Annotated in this window: 14 protein-coding genes; 7 read left to right on the top strand and 7 right to left on the bottom strand. The window is 67.4% G+C overall.

All coding sequences use genetic code 11. The features are described from left to right. Positions 1-19: 19 nt before the first annotated feature. The 3 genes from AC1DBL_RS15555 to AC1DBL_RS15565 all read right to left on the bottom strand — a co-directional run bounded on the left by AC1DBL_RS15555 (position 20) and on the right by AC1DBL_RS15565 (position 2,503). A complete protein-coding gene (locus tag AC1DBL_RS15555; protein ID WP_175323500.1) occupies positions 20-451 on the bottom strand; it encodes a universal stress protein in 432 nt (143 codons plus the stop codon). 64 nt (positions 452-515) lie between these two features. After that, complete coding sequence (locus tag AC1DBL_RS15560) at positions 516-1,808, bottom strand: aminotransferase-like domain-containing protein (protein ID WP_476926434.1); 1,293 nt, start codon at positions 1,806-1,808, stop codon at positions 516-518. Between the two features lie 131 nt (positions 1,809-1,939). After that, the gene (locus AC1DBL_RS15565) at positions 1,940-2,503 is read right to left on the bottom strand and encodes an NAD(P)H-dependent oxidoreductase (RefSeq protein ID WP_175323502.1); all 564 of its coding nucleotides are present in this window, start codon (positions 2,501-2,503) and stop codon (positions 1,940-1,942) included. Positions 2,504-2,629: 126 nt separating this feature from the next. Between AC1DBL_RS15565 and AC1DBL_RS15570 the strand changes: the two genes are divergently transcribed. The 6 genes from AC1DBL_RS15570 (at position 2,630) to AC1DBL_RS15595 (ending at position 10,779) form a co-directional block, all read left to right on the top strand. Beyond that, entirely contained in the window at positions 2,630-3,283 is a 654-nt protein-coding gene (locus AC1DBL_RS15570) for a TetR/AcrR family transcriptional regulator (RefSeq protein ID WP_476926435.1), read from the top strand. A gap of 364 nt (positions 3,284-3,647) precedes the next feature. After that, complete coding sequence (locus AC1DBL_RS15575; RefSeq protein ID WP_441419229.1) at positions 3,648-4,634, top strand: ABC transporter permease; 987 nt, start codon at positions 3,648-3,650, stop codon at positions 4,632-4,634. A gap of 2 nt (positions 4,635-4,636) precedes the next feature. Next, complete coding sequence (locus tag AC1DBL_RS15580) at positions 4,637-5,602, top strand: ABC transporter permease (RefSeq protein ID WP_476893399.1); 966 nt, start codon at positions 4,637-4,639, stop codon at positions 5,600-5,602. Then, positions 5,599-7,851 carry an ABC transporter ATP-binding protein gene (locus tag AC1DBL_RS15585; protein WP_441419231.1) on the top strand — a complete coding sequence of 751 codons (2,253 nt, stop codon included), beginning with the start codon at positions 5,599-5,601 and terminating at the stop codon, positions 7,849-7,851. The genes AC1DBL_RS15580 and AC1DBL_RS15585 overlap by 4 nt, the downstream gene beginning before the upstream one ends. 53 nt (positions 7,852-7,904) lie before the next feature. Continuing rightward, positions 7,905-9,599 (top strand): ABC transporter family substrate-binding protein, encoded by a 1,695-nt coding sequence (locus tag AC1DBL_RS15590; RefSeq protein ID WP_476909661.1) that lies wholly within the window; start codon positions 7,905-7,907, stop codon positions 9,597-9,599. A gap of 127 nt (positions 9,600-9,726) precedes the next feature. Continuing rightward, the gene (locus tag AC1DBL_RS15595) at positions 9,727-10,779 is read left to right on the top strand and encodes a Gfo/Idh/MocA family protein (protein ID WP_476893401.1); all 1,053 of its coding nucleotides are present in this window, start codon (positions 9,727-9,729) and stop codon (positions 10,777-10,779) included. A 77-nt stretch (positions 10,780-10,856) separates the two neighbouring features. On the opposite strand, the gene ald is transcribed toward AC1DBL_RS15595, so the two are convergent. Continuing rightward, positions 10,857-11,975 (bottom strand): alanine dehydrogenase, encoded by a 1,119-nt coding sequence (ald, locus tag AC1DBL_RS15600; protein ID WP_441419234.1) that lies wholly within the window; start codon positions 11,973-11,975, stop codon positions 10,857-10,859. A gap of 244 nt (positions 11,976-12,219) precedes the next feature. On the opposite strand from ald, the gene AC1DBL_RS15605 reads away from it, so the two are divergent. Next, positions 12,220-13,440, top strand: coding sequence for a PucR family transcriptional regulator (locus AC1DBL_RS15605; RefSeq protein ID WP_476926436.1), 1,221 nt, complete (start codon positions 12,220-12,222; stop codon positions 13,438-13,440). A 10-nt stretch (positions 13,441-13,450) separates the two neighbouring features. On the opposite strand, the gene AC1DBL_RS15610 is transcribed toward AC1DBL_RS15605, so the two are convergent. The 3 genes from AC1DBL_RS15610 to ptsP form a co-directional block, all read right to left on the bottom strand. Continuing rightward, a complete protein-coding gene (locus AC1DBL_RS15610; protein WP_441419236.1) occupies positions 13,451-13,723 on the bottom strand; it encodes a hypothetical protein in 273 nt (90 codons plus the stop codon). Positions 13,724-13,797: 74 nt separating this feature from the next. Next, on the bottom strand, positions 13,798-14,244 hold the full coding sequence (locus AC1DBL_RS15615; RefSeq protein ID WP_476926437.1) for a helix-turn-helix domain-containing protein: 447 nt from the start codon (positions 14,242-14,244) through the stop codon (positions 13,798-13,800). Between the two features lie 41 nt (positions 14,245-14,285). Then, positions 14,286-15,971 carry a phosphoenolpyruvate--protein phosphotransferase gene (gene ptsP / locus AC1DBL_RS15620; RefSeq protein WP_441419238.1) on the bottom strand — a complete coding sequence of 562 codons (1,686 nt, stop codon included), beginning with the start codon at positions 15,969-15,971 and terminating at the stop codon, positions 14,286-14,288. Positions 15,972-16,142: the final 171 nt, after the last annotated feature.

A 16,142-nucleotide genomic window follows, 5' to 3' on the forward strand; every position in this document is an offset into this window, starting at 1 on the left:
GGCATCTGCAGTTGCGCCGCTACTCGGGGCTGTCGGTCTTGGCGATGTAGACGTCGCAGGGGGCGCCGTGGGCCACGCTGTTGGCAACGCTGCCGAGGACGCGCCCCAGGCCGCGCATCCGGCGGTTGCCGACCACGATCATCTGCGCGTCGGAACGTTCCGCCTCGTGGATCAGCGCTTCCGCGGGCTTGCCCCGGGCTGCCGCGTAGGTGACGTTGATCCCGGCCGTCCGGAGACTGTCGGCTACACCCTTGGCCACCTTCTCGGCGTCGTCGGCGTCGGAAACAATCCACCGGTCGCTGCCGCTGCCGAACACCTCGGTCCGGTCGCTATCGAACGCGCTGACCACGTGCAGCGTCGCGCCGAGCGAGACAGCCAGGTCCCGGGCCGTTTGGGCCGCCTTCAGGGCAGTCTCGCTGCCATCGACGCCGACAACGATGATTCCGGTCATAGGGGACTCCTCTGGTCAGGCATGAATACGTCAGGCGCCGTTCAGTCAACAGCAATAGTTCAGGCTACAACGCCGCGACTGCTTCCCGCAGTACCGGCGCCAGACGCCGGACGCCTTCCTCGATTGCGTCCGGCGGCACCGCACTGAAAGCGAGCCGCAACTTGTTGGAGGGCTCGTCCGAGTGGGTAAATGCTGCACCGGGAATGAACACCACTCCGGCATCGATGGCCTTCTGCAACAGCGGGTAGGTGTCGATGCCCTCGGGCAGCGTGACCCAAATGAAGAAGCCGCCCTGCGGGCGTGTCCAGTTCAGCCCCTCGGGCATGTACTTCTCGAGGGCTGCGAGCATGGCCTCGCACCGCTCCTGGTACAGCCCGCGGTAGGTGGCAATCTGGCCGCGCCAGTCGTAGTCGCGCAGGTACGCGGAGACCAGCATCTGGTTGAGCGTCGGCGGGCACAGGGTGACGGCTTCCGAGGCGAGGTAGTAGCGGCGCTGCAGGTGCGCCGGGACCAGGGCCCAGCCGATCCGCAGTCCCGGGGCGAAGATCTTGGAGAAGGAGCCCATGTAGATCACATCGTCCGGGTTGCCGGCCCGCAGCGGGGTCAGCGGTTGGCCGTCGAAGCGCAGCAGGCCGTACGGATTGTCCTCCAGGACCAGAATATTCGCGTTGCGGCATATATCGACTACCTGCTGCCGGCGTTCGGCGGCGAGCGTGATACCGGACGGATTGTTGAAGCTTGGGATCGTGTAGAGGAATTTGACGTTCTTGCCCGCGGTCTGCAGGGCCGCGATCCTGGCCTCGAGGAGGTCCGGGATGATCCCTTGCTCGTCCATCGGCACCGTGCCCACCTCAACCTGGTAGGCCTCGAAGGTGTTCAATGCACCGACGTAGGTGGGATCCTCCACGAGGACGACGTCGCCCGGGTTGCAGAAGACCTTGGTCGCGACGTCCTGGGCGGACTGCGAGCCTGCGGTGATGACGACGTTTTCGGGCTTCGCGTCGAGGATCCCCTCGGCGGCCATGACCTCGCAGATCTGCGCGCGGAGCTCTTCGGTACCCTGCCCGCCGCCGTACTGCAACGCCGTCAGGCCGTGTTCGGCGATGATTTTCGCGGCGGACTGGCCCAGCCGCTCCAGTGGAAGGGACTGGAGGTAGGGGCTGCCGCCGGCGAGGGAGACCAGGCCCGGACGCAGGGAGATGTCGAAGACGTCCCGGACGGCCGACTGCTTGATATTTGCTGCGCGCTCCGAGAAAAGCCTCTCGTGGCGGTGGGCGGACGTAGCCGCACGTTCGATTGCGTCAATTGCCTCGGCCGGAAGGAGCTCTGCGGCGGCATCAAGTGTTTCGTGGGTCACAATCCTAGGATACAGGCCCGCGTTGTCACGGGGAAAACTTTTGTTCACAAGAACGGCAAGGGGATCCCGGACACAGGACACCCCCGGCAGTGGGGGGCGCTGCCGGGGGTGTCGGTCTGTGATGAGCCTGCTTAGGCGGCGTCGGCGGTACGGGCTTCGGCCAAGGCTTCGAACACGCCCTTGATCTGCTCCACGACCTCGGCGTCGTCCTTCGGGTGGACCTCGGCGAAGCGGACCATCGAACCGGGGACGGCAAGCTTGACGTCTTCGAGCACCTTGGCGCCGGCGATGCCGACGGCCTTTCGGGCCTCGTCCTGGGCCCAGACGCCGCCGTACTGGCCGAACGCGGTGCCGACGACGGCGGTGGGCTTGCCGCTCAGGGCGCCGGCGCCGAAGGGCCGGGAGAGCCAGTCGATGGCGTTCTTCAGCGGTGCGGGAACGGTGCCGTTGTATTCCGGGGTGACCAGGAGCAGGGTGTCGGCGTCGTTTGCGGCGGCACGCAGCGCTGCGGCGGCGGCGGGAACCTGGCCCTCGACGTCGATGTCCTCGTTGTAGAACGGAATGTTGCCGAGGCTCTCGTGGATGACGACGTCGACCTGCTCGGGCGCGTTGAGCTGGATGGCTTCGGCCAGCTGGGCATTCGTGGAGCCGGCGCGCAGGCTGCCGACCAGGGTGAGAACGGTGTTGGTAGTCATGTGAACTCCTTGAAACGCGCCGCGGAGATTCCGGCGGCTGGATGGTCGCGGAGGCTTTGATGGCCTTCACCAAAGCTAAACGGACTGCGGTCCGCTTATTATTCCCCCGGGGCTAGACTGGGCGTTGTGAGCCTCATCCCAATTCGGCCCGGCGGGCAAGCAGGCGACCCCCCGGCCCACCCCGGTAATCGTCCCGGCGTCCGGGGCGCGGCCGAGTCTGAACGCCGGGATGCCGCCCGCAACCGTGAATTGTTGCTCCGGGCCGCCCGGGAATTGATTGAGGAGTGCGGGGCGGACGGCCTCACCATGGCGTCCCTGGCCGGGCGCGCCGGCGTGGGCAAGGGGACCGTCTTCCGGCGCTTCGGCAGTCGGGCGGGACTCATGATGAGCCTGCTCAGTGATGCCGAGGCGCAGTTCCAGGGCCGGTTCATGTTCGGGCCGCCGCCGCTGGGGCCCGGTGCGCCGCCCCTGGAACGGCTGATTGCCTGTGGCGCGGAACGGATTGCCTGGGTGCTGGAATTTGGTGAACTCGCCCGCGCCGCGGATGCGTCCGCCCACAACCGGTTCGATGTGCCCGCCGCCGTGCTCTGGCACCGGCATCTGGAACTGCTGCTGCGCGAAGCCGGGGTCAGCGCGGATCCCTGGCTGATGGCGGGCGCCCTGAGCGTGACCCTCGAGCCGGAGCGCATCCTGCATGCGGTGCGGGTCCACGGGGTCGCCCCGGACCGGCTGGTTGAGTCCTGGCGGGAGCTGGCCACCCGGGTGGTGCGCGGCGCGTAGGCTAGCCGACCCGCGCGGAGACTGCCAAGTCAAATCAATTCAAATGAGTTATTCATAACGATCTGGTAGTGGGCATACCGTTTCGCCCCCTTTCGCGCGCCTCCCCGCAATTTCTATGTGGTAGTTTCCTCTGGAATGTGACCCGCAACATAGCCCGGCTGGGCTGGCCGCAAGGCCTGCGGGGGGCCAGGCACCCGCTGGCCGAGATCCCGGATCGGCAGCGGACACCCCGCTGCCTTATGGGGGGACGACGGAAGGAACCACGCTGTGAATGTTGTAACGACCCCGGCCTGCGGACAGGCTGGTCCAGCCCGTCCGGTGGCCTCCGGAACCGCGCAGACCACGGCGATCCTGAAGTAGCCCCATGCTCCGATACCTTGCCAAACGTGCCGTCACGTATGCATTCATGATTTTCCTGACCACCAGCGCCGGGTATTTCCTGGCGGTCACCAGCCTGCAGCCGGCGCTGCTGGAGCAGGAAAAAATTCCGCGCCCCACGCCGGAACAGGTTGCCAACTCCTTCCGGCTCAAAGGACTGGACCCGGCCCTGAGCCCTTGGGAACGCTACGTGGACTGGCTCACCGGAATCGTCACGCGCTGGGACTGGGGACGCAGCCCCAACGGCGCCTTCGTGAACGCCGAGTTCGGCGACCGGGTCTGGATCTCCACCCGGCTGTTCCTGGCTTCGATCATCCTCACCCTGATCATCGGCGTCGCCCTCGGCGTCTACACCGCGGCCCGGCAGTACAAGTTCTCCGATCGCGCGATCACCTCGTACAGCTATCTCGTGTACATCGTGCCGGCCCCGATCGCCTACTTCCTGGTACAGCTCGGCGCCATCAACATCAACGAAACCGTGGGCGACCGGATCTTTTTCGTCACCGGCATCTCCACACCCGGGCTGGACGGTGACGGCTGGGTGCAGTTCGTCGACATGATGGCCCACTACGCCGTGCCGACCTTCGCGATCACGATCGTGGGCTGGGGCGCCTACCAGATCGCCCAGCGCCAGTACCTGCTGGACAACGTCAACGCCGACTTCGTCCGCACCGCCCGGGCCAAGGGCCTCACCCGCAACCAGGCCATCAGCCGGCACGCCCTGCGGGTCTCGTTCATCCCGGTGGCGCAGAGCATCGCCTTCACCATCCCGGCCATCTTCGCCGGCGGCTTCTTCGCCGAGAAGATCTTCGCCTGGCACGGCGTCGGCTCCTGGAGCATCGACGCGATCGCGCTGCAGGATGTCAACGCGGCCACGGCGACACTCGCCTACGGCTCCGTGATCTTCGCGATCGGGGCGATCCTCGCCGACTTCGCCACCACCCTTGTCGACCCGAGAGTGCGGGTGCAGTAGCCATGACGAACTTGAACGCCATCGATCCGGCCGCCGTCGCGGAAGAAGCCAAGATCGAGAACAACGACGTCGTGATCGCGAAGTCGCGGATCATCGTGCGGCGCTTCCTGCGCAACAAGACCGCCGTGACCGGCCTGGCGATCTTCGTCCTGCTCACCGTGCTGTCCCTGATCGGCGGGATTTTCTCCAGCTGGGACAAGGAGACGATCGACCCCTTCAACATCGGCATGGGCCCTTCCTCGGAGCACCTGCTGGGCACCTCCCAGGCCGGCATCGACCTGTACGCCCTGACCGTGGAAGGGACCCGGGTCTCGATCCTGATCGGCCTGGTCGTCGGCCTCGTGTCAGTGCTGATCGCCGCGGTGTACGGCTGCACCATGGCCTACTTCGGCGGCAAGGTCGACAAGGTGATGCTGTTCATCCTGGAAGCCCTGATCATGATGCCGGCCCTCCTGGTCGTGGCCGTGGCCACGAGCGGCGGCGGCAACGGGCTGCAGCAGAACCTCCCCAGCTGGCTGCTGCTGATCATCGTCCTGCTGATCTTCAACTGGATGGGCACCGCCCGCCTGATCCGCTCGCTCTCGATGTCGCTCATGCAGCGCGACTTCGTCAAAGCCGCCCAGTACATGGGCATCCCCGCGCGCCGCATCGTCTGGCGCCACCTCGTGCCGAATATCGGTTCGCTGCTGGTCCTGGACATCACCCGCGGCGTGACCGGCGCCATCCTCGCCGAGGTCGCGTTCTCCTTCATCGGCATCGGCATCAAGGTCCCGGATGTGAGCCTGGGCGTGCTGATCGGCCAGGCGACCTCCCAGGTCTCCACCTTCCCGTGGATGTTCTGGGTGCCGCTGACCGTGATGTTCCTGCTGACCGGTTCGCTCGCCATGATGAACGACGGTCTCCGTGACGCGTTCGATCCCAGCTCCAGCTCCATTGGCAGCGCCAAGGAAAAGAAGAAGACCTCATGAGCAGCGATACCACCGCCACCGACCTCAGCACCGCCGAACGGCTGCACGTGGCCGGCCTGCACACCGCCGGCGGGCACTACGCAGATGCGCCGGCGGGTGCCGTGCTCTCCGTCCGCGACCTCAACGTCCGCTTCAACACCGAGAACGGCGTGGTGCACGCTGTGCGCGGCATCGACTTCGACCTGATGCCGGGAAAGACCCTCGGGATCGTCGGCGAATCCGGCTCGGGCAAGTCCGTCACCTCGATGGCCATCATGGGCCTGCTGCCGGATACCGCCGAGGTCACCGGCTCCGTCCGGCTCAAGGGCCAGGAACTGTTGGGGCTCAGCGACAAGGCCATGTGCCGCTACCGCGGCAACGAGCTGGCCATGGTCTTCCAGGACCCGTTGTCCTCGCTGACCCCGGTCTACACCGTAGGCAACCAGATCATCGAGGCGCTCACGGTGCACAACCCGACCATGAGCAAGCAGGCCAAGGAGGCCCGCGCCGTCGAACTCCTGGGCATGGTGGGCATTCCCAGCCCCAAGGACCGGCTCAAGGCCTTCCCGCACGAATTCTCCGGCGGTATGCGCCAGCGGGTGATGATCGCCATCGCGATTGCCAACAACCCGCGCGTTCTGATCGCGGATGAGCCGACGACGGCGCTCGACGTCACCATCCAGGCGCAGGTGCTCGAGGTGCTGCACACCGCGCAGGAGGAAACCGGCGCCGCCGTCGTGATGATCACGCACGACCTGGGCGTCGTGGCCGGAATGGCCGACGACATCATGGTGATGTACGCCGGCAAGCCGGTGGAGACCGGCAGCGTCGACGACATCTACTACAACCCCAGGATGCCCTACACCATGGGGCTGCTGGGCGCCGTTCCCCGCGTCGACGTGGCCGAGAAGACCTCGCTGGTGCCGATCGAGGGCATCCCGCCGAACCTCATCCACGCGCCCACCGGCTGCTCCTTCGCCCCGCGCTGCCCGCTGGTCAGCGAGGCCTGCCTGCAGGGCGAACCCGAGCTCTGGCCGGTCAGCGGCACCGGCGACGGCACCCTGGAGCACAAGGCCGCCTGCATCAAAACCGATTCCCTTGCCACCGAGGTGGACGTCCACGAAATCTTCCACGCCCCCGCGGTGCCCGTCTCCCGGTTCGACGCGGTGCCCCGGGCCGAGCGCAAGGCTGTCCTGGAGCTCAAGGACGTCAAGAAGCACTTCCCGCTGATGAAGGGCGCCCTGCTCAAGCGCCGGATCGGCACGGTCAAGGCCGTGGACGGCCTGAGCTTCGACATCCGCGAGGGCGAATGCTTCTCGATCGTGGGCGAGTCCGGCTGCGGCAAGACCACCACGCTGCTGGAAATCATGGAATTCCACCGCGACCAGGACGGCGAGGTGACGATCGGCGGCCTGAGCAACAAAGCCGCCTCGGACGCCAAGACCAAGGCCGCCATGCGCAAGGAACTCCAGATGGTGTTCCAGGACCCCACCGGCGCCCTGGATCCGCGCTTCACCGTCTACGAGGTGCTGGCCGAGCCGCTGGAGAACTCCGGGATGGCCAAGCCTGCGATCCGGAAGCGGATCATGGAGCTGATGGAGCTCGTGGGCCTCCAGCCGGACCACGTCAACCGCTTCCCGAACCAGTTCTCCGGCGGCCAGCGCCAGCGCATCGGCATCGCCCGCGCCCTGGCGGTGAACCCCAAACTCGTGGTCCTGGACGAACCGGTGTCCGCGCTGGATGTCTCCGTCCAGGCCGGCGTCATCAACCTGCTCGACCAACTCCGCGCCGAACTCGGGCTGAGCTACCTGATGGTGGCCCACGACCTGTCCGTGGTGCGCCACATCTCCAACCGTGTGGCCGTGATGTACCTGGGCAAAATCGTGGAAATCGGGGACGTCGACAGCGTCTTCGACAACCCGCGCCACCCCTACACCCGCGCCCTGCTCTCCGCCATCCCGGTGCCGGACCCGCAGCTGGAGCGCACCCGCGAACGCATTATCCTGCAGGGCGACCTGCCGTCGCCGCTCGATGCGCCGAAGGGCTGCAACTTCGCCACCCGCTGCCCGGTCTTCGCCGCACTCCCGGCCGCCAAGCAGGAAAAGTGCCTGACCCTGGAGCCGCCGCTGGAAACCGCGACGGCGCCTGCCCCGGCCACCGGCCCCCGGACCGACGCCTCGCCGTCGGCCTCCACAGACCAGCAATTCGCCTGTTTCTACCCGGACGGCGAACTGGACGCGGACATGTTGGTTGTCCACGAGTCCCTCTGACGCACCAAACCGCACCTGAACCACAACTCGCACCAAAAATGAAGGGGATCATTATGAAGAATCTGACCAAGATCGGCGGGGTGGCCGCCGTAGTGGCAGCCCTCGCGCTGACCGGATGCGGCGGAGGCGGCGCCACCACGACCGCCGAGAGCGCCAAGGCCCAGGACGCCAACGGCGACCTCAACAAGCTCGTCAGCGTCAACGCCAAGAAGGCCGACGAACTGAAGCAGGGCGGCACCGTGACCCTGCCGGTCGGCAACATCGGCCCGGACTTCAACGGCTTCTCCAATGCGGGTAACTCCGCGGACAACACCGAGCTGCACTACCCGATCGACGAAGCCGGTTACGTGGGCTGCTGGAAGCTCGACTTCGACGGCACCGCGAACCTGAACAAAAACTTCTGCGAAGACTTCAAGAGTGAGGTCAAGGATGGCAAGCAGACCATCACCATCAAGATCAACCCGAAGGCCGTGTACAACGATGGCACCCCCATCAACGCCGCTACCTTCGTCAACACCTGGAAGATGCTCAACGGCAAGAACAAGGACATCGACATTGTCTCGTCCGGTGCCTACGAGTTCATCGACTCCGTCAAGGCCGGCAGCAGCGACAAGGAAGTCATTGCCACCACCACCCAGCCGGTCTACCCGCTGAGCGACATCTTCGGCGGCTTCATCCCGCAGACCGTCAACACGCCGGAGCTCTTCAACACCGGGTTCTCCGGCCAGATGCACCCCGAGTGGATGGCCGGCCCGTTCAAGGTCGACAAGTTCGACTCCGCGGCGAAGACCGTCACCATGGTCCCGAACGACAAGTGGTGGGGCGAAAAGCCGGTTCTGGAAAAGGTGGTCTTCCGCCAGCTCGAGGCCAGCGCCGAGATTGCAGCGTTCAAGAACGGCGAGATCGACATGGCTGACGGCCGCACGCTGACCAAGTACAAGCAGCTCGAAGGCTCCAAGAACTCCGAGGTCCGCCGCGGCCAGCGTCTGTTCGCCGGCGGCCTGAACCTCAACGCCCTGAAGGCCCCGCTGACCGACGTCGCCGTCCGCAAGGCGATCTTCACCGCCGTCGACCGCCCGGCCATCCGCGCCGTGCGCTTCGGTGGCTTGAACTGGGAAGAGGAAAGCTCAGGATCGATGATGCTGATGCCGTTCTCCAAGTACTACCAGGACAACTACCCGGTCAAGGATGTTGGCGCCGACGCGGCGAAGAAGGCCCTGACCGAGGCCGGCTACGCCCCCAACGCCAAGGGCATCATGGAGAAGGCCGGAAAGCCCGTCTCCTTCAAGATCACCAACTTCGGTGACGACCCCACCTCGCTCGCCACCGTGCAGACCCTGCAGAAGCAGCTCCAGGCCGCCGGCATGGACGTCGGCATCGACCAGCGCGGCGACGCCGACTTCGGCAAGGTTGTGGGCAGCCGCGACTTCCAGCTCACCATCAGCGGCTACACCGTGGGCTCGGACGCAACCTCAGGTGTGAAGCAGTTCTACGATTCCAAGACCAACGAAAACCAGCTCGGCGACGCCGAACTGGACAAGGAAATCAAGGACCTCGCTTCCATCCAGGACGATGCCCAGCGCAACAAGGCCGCCATGGAGGTCGAGAAGAAGCACATGGCGAAGTACTTCTCCATGGGCGTCATCATGAACGGCCCGCAGATCTACTTCGCACGCACGGGCCTTGCCAACTATGGCGCGTCCCTGTTCCAGACCCCGGACTGGAGCCTCGTCGGCTGGCAGAAGTAAGCCTTCCCTTCCGACGCTCCCTCACCTAGGGCAGCAATCCAGGCGACCCTCCCCACTCTGCGGGGGAGGGTCGCCTGCGTTGTTGCCGGGCCTGAGGGAGCCCCGGGCGGGCGGGTAACGTGGACGCATGGCACCTTCCTCCCCGCCCGTCCGCACCGCAGTCGCCGGCTTCGGCCTCTCCGGCAGCGTGTTCCACGCGCCGCTGATCGCGGCCAACCCGGCTTTTTCCCTCGACGTCATTGCCACCTCCGACGCGGGCCGGAAGGCGACGGCCGCCGCGGCCTACCCGGCGGCCAGGGTCGTCGATACCCCGGCCGCCGTCCTCGAACTCGCCGGCGGGCTGGACCTGCTGGTGCTGGGGACTCCGCCGGCCACCCACTACCCGCTGGCCAAAGCCGCGCTGGAGGCGGGCCTCGACGTCGTCGTTGACAAGCCCTTCACGGTGCGCAGCGCCGAGGGCCGGGAGCTGATGGACCTGGCCGCACGGCTGGGCCGCGTACTCACCGCCTTCCAGAACCGGCGCTGGGACGGCGATTTCCTGACCGTGCGCGCCCTGCTGGAGAGCGGCGTCCTGGGCACGGTCACTCGCTTCGAATCACGCTTCGAGCGCTGGGCGCCGAAGGTCACCAAAGCGTGGAAGGCGGCGGCCACCCCCGACGACGGCGGCGGGGTGCTGTTCGACCTCGGCACGCACCTGCTGGACCAGGCGCTCGCGCTCTTCGGCCCTGCCGCCGTGATCCACGCGGAACTGGCGGCCCGGCGGCCCGGGGAACGGGCGGACGACGACGTTTTCGTGGCCCTGCGGCATGATTCCGGGGTGACGAGCCACCTCTCGATGAACCTGCTGTGCGCCCAGCAGGGGCCGCGCTACCGCCTGTTGGGCAGCGACGGCGGCTTCACCAAACACGGCGTGGACCCGCAGGAGCCTTATCTCGCCGCCGGCGGGAGTCCGCTCGACGCAGCCTACGGCGTGGAGGACCGCGAGTGGGCCGGCCTGTTGGGCCGCGACGGCCACCTGGACCGCCTGCCCACCGAACGCGGCGCGTACCCGGAGTTTTACCGGATCCTCGCCGAGAAAATCATCGACGGCGGCACGTCCTCGGCTCTGCCGCTCCCGGTGGATCCCGCCGACGCCGTCGAAGTGCTGCGGCTGATCGAACAGGCCCGGGAGCTCGTTTAAACACCCATCGACTGCTCCGATAACGCCGTTTGGGGGGTCCAAAAGGGCGTTCACGGAGCAGCCGATGCCGGTGGAACTTACGCGGAGACCAGCTCGTGCCAGTCCGCGACCAGGGGCAGGTTGTGCGCCTCGGAGACCGAGCGGTGCGCAACCTGGCCGGCGGCGATGTTGAGGCCGGCAGCGAGGGCGGCGTCGCGCTCAAATGCGGCCTTGACGCCCAGGTTGGCCAGCGAAACCGCGTAGCGCAGCGTGACGTTGGTCAGGGCGTAGGTGGAGGTGTTCGGCACGGCGCCGGGCATGTTGGCGACGCAGTAGAAGATCGTGTTGTGGACCTTGTACGTCGGTTCCTGGTGCGTGGTGGGGTGCGTGTCCTCGAAGCAGCCGCCCTGGTCCACGGCGATGTCCACCAGCACCGAGCCGGGCTTCATCCGGGAGACGAGCTCGTTGGTGACCAGCTTCGGGGCCTTGGCGCCGGGGATCAGCACGGAACCGATCACGAGGTCGGCGTCGACCACGGACTTCTCGATCTCGTAGGCGTTGGAGGCGACCGTCTTCAGGCGGCCCTGGTACTGGGCGTCGAGTTCGCGCAGCCGGTTGATGTTGATATCCAGGATGGTGACGTCGGCGCCGAGGCCCAGGGCCATGGCGGCGGCGTTGGTGCCGGCCACGCCGGCGCCCAGGACTACGACCTTGGCCGGGCGGACGCCCGGGACGCCGCCGAGCAGCACGCCCTTGCCGCCGGCCGGAGCCATCAGCGAGGTGGCGCCGACCTGCACGGACAGGCGGCCGGCAACCTCGGACATCGGGGCCAGCAGCGGCAGCGTACGGCCTTCCTGCACGGTCTCGTAGGCGATGGCGGTGACGCCGGAGTTGATGAGCTCCTGCGTCAGTTCCGGCTCGGCGGCCAGGTGCAGGTAGGTGAAGAGGATCAGGCCCTTGCGGAACCGGTGGTATTCGGCCTTGACCGGCTCCTTGACCTTCATGACCATGTCGGCGCGGGACCACACGTCGTCCGCTTCGGCGACGATCTCGGCACCGGCAATGGCGTATTCCTCGTCCGTGATGCCGGAGCCCAGGCCTGCGCCGCGCTCGACCAGGACGGTGTGGCCGTGGTGGCGGAATTCGTGCACGCCGGCGGCCGTGATGGCGACGCGGAATTCGTTGTTCTTGATCTCTTTGGGGACGCCGATGATCATTTTTGGGCTCCAGTGGTGGTGGCCGCGCGGGCCGGGTGTGCGGGGGAAGTCGTGATTCCAGAATAGAACCGGCTGTGAGGCAGGCGACAGGGCCGCCGGTCCCGCCCCACGCCGCAACCGCGTGTTTCCGGGAATTTCCAAAAGCTCGGCTCGACAACTGTCGAGTCAGGAAACGTCAGGTGTCGCCTCTTGTTCGTCGCCGTTCCGTTCGGCTCCGGGACCCGCGGGGCAGTAATGTGGCAGCATGCAGCAGCAGGACGTAGAGCAGCTCGTGGAGCGGGTGGCCCAGCGGCTCGGGCGCGGGCTCTCGCTCGAAGACCTCGACGGCGTCCTGCTCGCCTACAGCTCCAACCAGTCGCACGCGGACCGGGTCCGGGTGAACTTCCTGCTCAGCAAGCGCGTCGCGGCGGACGTCAGCGCCTGGCAGCTCTCGCACGGCATCGCGACGGCGGTGCGGCCCGTCGTCGTGCCGGCCAACGAGGAACTGGGCATGCTGGGGCGCGTCTGTGTCCCGTTGCTGGTCCGCGGATTCCGGGTGGGCTACCTCTGGGTCCAGCTCGACGCCGCGGAGCCCACCGCGGGCACCGTCCTGGCCCAGTTGCCGGAGGTGGCGCGCGAGCTGGAGGAGCTCTCCGCCCTGCTGCTGGACTCGAACACTGCCGAATCCGAGTTCCGCCGCCGGCGCGAACAGGAGTTCCTCGCCGCCTGCCGGGGCGAGGCGAACGCCGTCGCCGCCGTCGCGGGCTGGAAGGAAGTGCAGGGCCGCGGGCCGTGGCAGCTGGTGACCATCCTCGACGCCGACGGCTGGGCGGAGGGTTCGGACCCGATCGCCTCCACACTGATCCACAGGTCCGCCGCGCTGCAGGCCACCATCGGTGTGGACGCGGCACTGTTCAGCGCGGGGACCGAGACACACGCCGTCGTGCTGTTCAAGGAATCCACCGGACGGGCCAACCACGCCCAGGTGCTGGTCCACTACCAGCTGGAACTGGCCAAGCGCGCGGGCCGACCGGTCCGCCGGATCATCCTCGGCACCTCCGAGGGCTTCTCCCGGCCGCGGGAACTGGCCGAGGCGTACCGGCAGTCCCGGCAGGCGGCGCAGGCCGCGGCCGTGGACCCCCAGCTGGGCGAGCTGGTGGACTGCCGTGCCACCGGTCTCTACCAGTTGCTGGCCTCGGCCGGCGGCGGGGCCGGAGCCTGGGCGGATGCGGGCTCGGTGTACTTCCGGATGCTGGAGGACCACGACCGGAACGGTGAACTGCTGCCGGTGCTGGAGCTTTTCTACGACAACGACAGTTCGGTCCAGGAGGTGGCGGCCAAGCTGCACCTGCACCGGAGCAGCATCTACAACCGGCTCGGCAGGATCCGCCAGGTGCTGGGCGTCGACCCGCTCAAGGGAATAGTCCGGCTGGAACTGCACGCGGCGCTGAAGGCGCGGCGCTGGGCCCAAAGGCCAAGGATCTAGGCTGCCCCGGCTAGCGGTCGTCGCGGAGGGCGGAGTCCTGCTCGCTGTCGGGGCGGGAGGCCAGCGGCCGCGCCGCCTCCCGAAGCGCATCGGGCGCAGTCTCCCGCGCTGTGCGCCTCCGGCGCGATATCCGGCTGTCCATCCACAGGGCGACGGCCACGAATGCGACGCAGCTGGCCATGAACGCCGCGGTGTTGTTCAGCCCCATCACCGTTCCGAGGATGCCGGTGAGCACCATGGCGGCGATGCCGGCCAGGATGTGCCACCCTCTGAACTTACCCACAATTCAAGCGTAACCCCGGCCTCTGCCGCGTTTCCGCGCCGGGACGGGATCGTTGTTTGATCCTTATCACGCCGTCACGAAGCATCCGCGCCGCCGCTGTCTTTGCTGTCAGCTGAGTCGCCGACGGCCTCAGGTGCCGCATTTTCCGCGGCGGTTTTCTTCTTTTGCGTCTCCAGCCACGCCATGATGTCGGCCAGCCGGATCCGCCGGTGCGTGCCGCGGTACTCGACCGGGATCTCGCCGCGGTCCGTCATGTTCCGCAGGTACGTGTGCGAGATGCCCGCCAGCTCCGCCGCCTTCGACGTGGTCAGCATCTCCTCCACGCTGCTGACGGTGACCGACTCGCCCCGGCTGAAGCGGCCCAGCAGGTCGACGACGGCGTCCCTTGCCGCGGGCGGCAGGCGGTGCACGGTGCCGTCGACGAAGACCGTGATGTCGTTGCTGCCGTTGAGCGCGTACTTGAGTTTTTGTGCGTCTTCGGCAGGAAGCCCGGCGGTCACCCGGGGAGCAATCAGTGTCATGGAGTGCATCCTAGCGCCCCGGGTAGGGCCTCACGTTCCGGTTACAGACCCAGTTCTTCCAGCACCGGCAGCTTGGCCCGGACCCAGGCGCGCGCCTCTGTGGCGCTCGGGGCGGAAAGTGCCAGCTTGGCCAGCTCCTGCGCCTCGGCCAGGGTCACGGTCTTCAGCACCGCTGCCACGGCCGCGATGGAACGCGCCGTCATCGACAGGGTCGTGACGCCCAGCCCGGTCAGCACGACGGCGAGGGCAGGATCCGCCGCGGCCTCACCGCAGACGCCCACCGGTTTGCCGTGGCCTTCGGCGGCGGAACCTTCGACCGTCAGGCCCACGAGCCGGAGCACGGCCGGCTGCCACGGGGTGTTCAGCGCGGCGAGCGGGCCCAGCTGCCGGTCCGCGGCCATGGCGTACTGGGTCAGGTCGTTGGTGCCCAGGCTCGCGAAAGACACTTCCCGCAGGATGGCCTCCGCGGTCAGCGCCGCGGACGGCACCTCCACCATGACGCCGGGGGTCTTGATCCCGGCGGCAGCGCACAGGGACGCGAATCGTGCGGCTTCCTCCGCCGTCGAAATCATCGGTGCCATCACCCAGACGTCCGCCTCGGATTCCTGCTCCGCCAGGGCGATGGCCTGCAACTGGCGTTCCAGCACTCCCGGGGTGGTGAAGTCGGTCCGGTAACCGCGGACGCCAAGGGCCGGGTTGGGCTCGGTGGCGTCGGTCAGGAACGGGAGCGGCTTGTCCGCGCCGGCGTCGAGGGTGCGGAGCACCACTTTCTTGCCGGGGAAGGCGTCGAAGACGCCCTTGTAGGCGGCGGCCTGCTCCTCCACGGTGGGTTCGGTATCCCGTTCGAGGAAGCAGAACTCGGTCCGGAACAGGCCCACGCCCTGGGCGTTGAGCCCGGCCGCGGCCACGGCATCCTTCGCCCCGCCCACGTTGGCCAAGAGCGGCACGAGGTGGCCGTCCGCCGTCGCACCGGTACCGTCAAAGTCCGCCAATAGCGACGCGGTCGCGGCCCAATGCTCCGCGGCGGCGCGCTGGGCGTCGTCCGGTTCAGCCGTGATGGTCCCGGCGGCCCCGTCGACGTAGACCTCCGTGCCGTCCGGCAAGGCGTCGACGCCGGCGGCAGCGACGACTGCGGGCAGGCCGAGGGAGCGGGCGATGATCGCGGTGTGCGACTGCGGGCCGCCGCCGGCGGTCAGCAGTGCGAGCACCTTTTCGGGATCGAGCGTGGCCGTGTCCGCCGGCGCCAGGTCCTCCGCAATCAGGATGAACGGGGTGGCGGCGGAGGGGATGCCCGGGGCGGGCACGCCACGCAGCTCGGCCACGATCCGCGCCCGCACGTCCAGGACGTCGGTGGCCCGCTCAGCCATGTAGCCGCCGAGGTTGTGCAGCATCTCCGAGACGGACGCGCCGGCTTCCCAGATGGCGCGCTGGTTGGAGGTCCCGCGGCCAATCAGCTTGGCGGCGGACTTCAGCAGCATGGTGTCGGTCGCCATCAGCGCGGTGGCCTCCAGCACGGCCTTGCCGTCGCCGCTGACCGTCTCGGACCGCGCCTTGAGCTCGTCGTGCACGGCCTTCGCCGCCGCCTTCAGGGCCGCCGTGGCCTCCTCGGGGGAGACGCCGGCCGGAAGCTGTTCGCCCGCCGGCGGCTCACTGACCGGCCTCGGCATCTGCCGGATGGTGCCGATGATCCGGCCGGGGCTGACGCCTACTCCTTGGAAGTTCTGCACTGAAAGTCCTCATTCTCTGCCGTGAGCCAGTAAGTCAGTCCAGGTGCCGCCACTGAACCGCTAGATCCTAGATTTCCTGCGGCTGTCCACTACGTCAACCGGCAACTTGCGGTACCTGAAAAAAGTGTATGTGATGCACTTCATATAGCGTTGCTATAGGTGCTAGGGTAG

The organism is Arthrobacter sp. 10T44 (genome assembly GCF_056393885.1).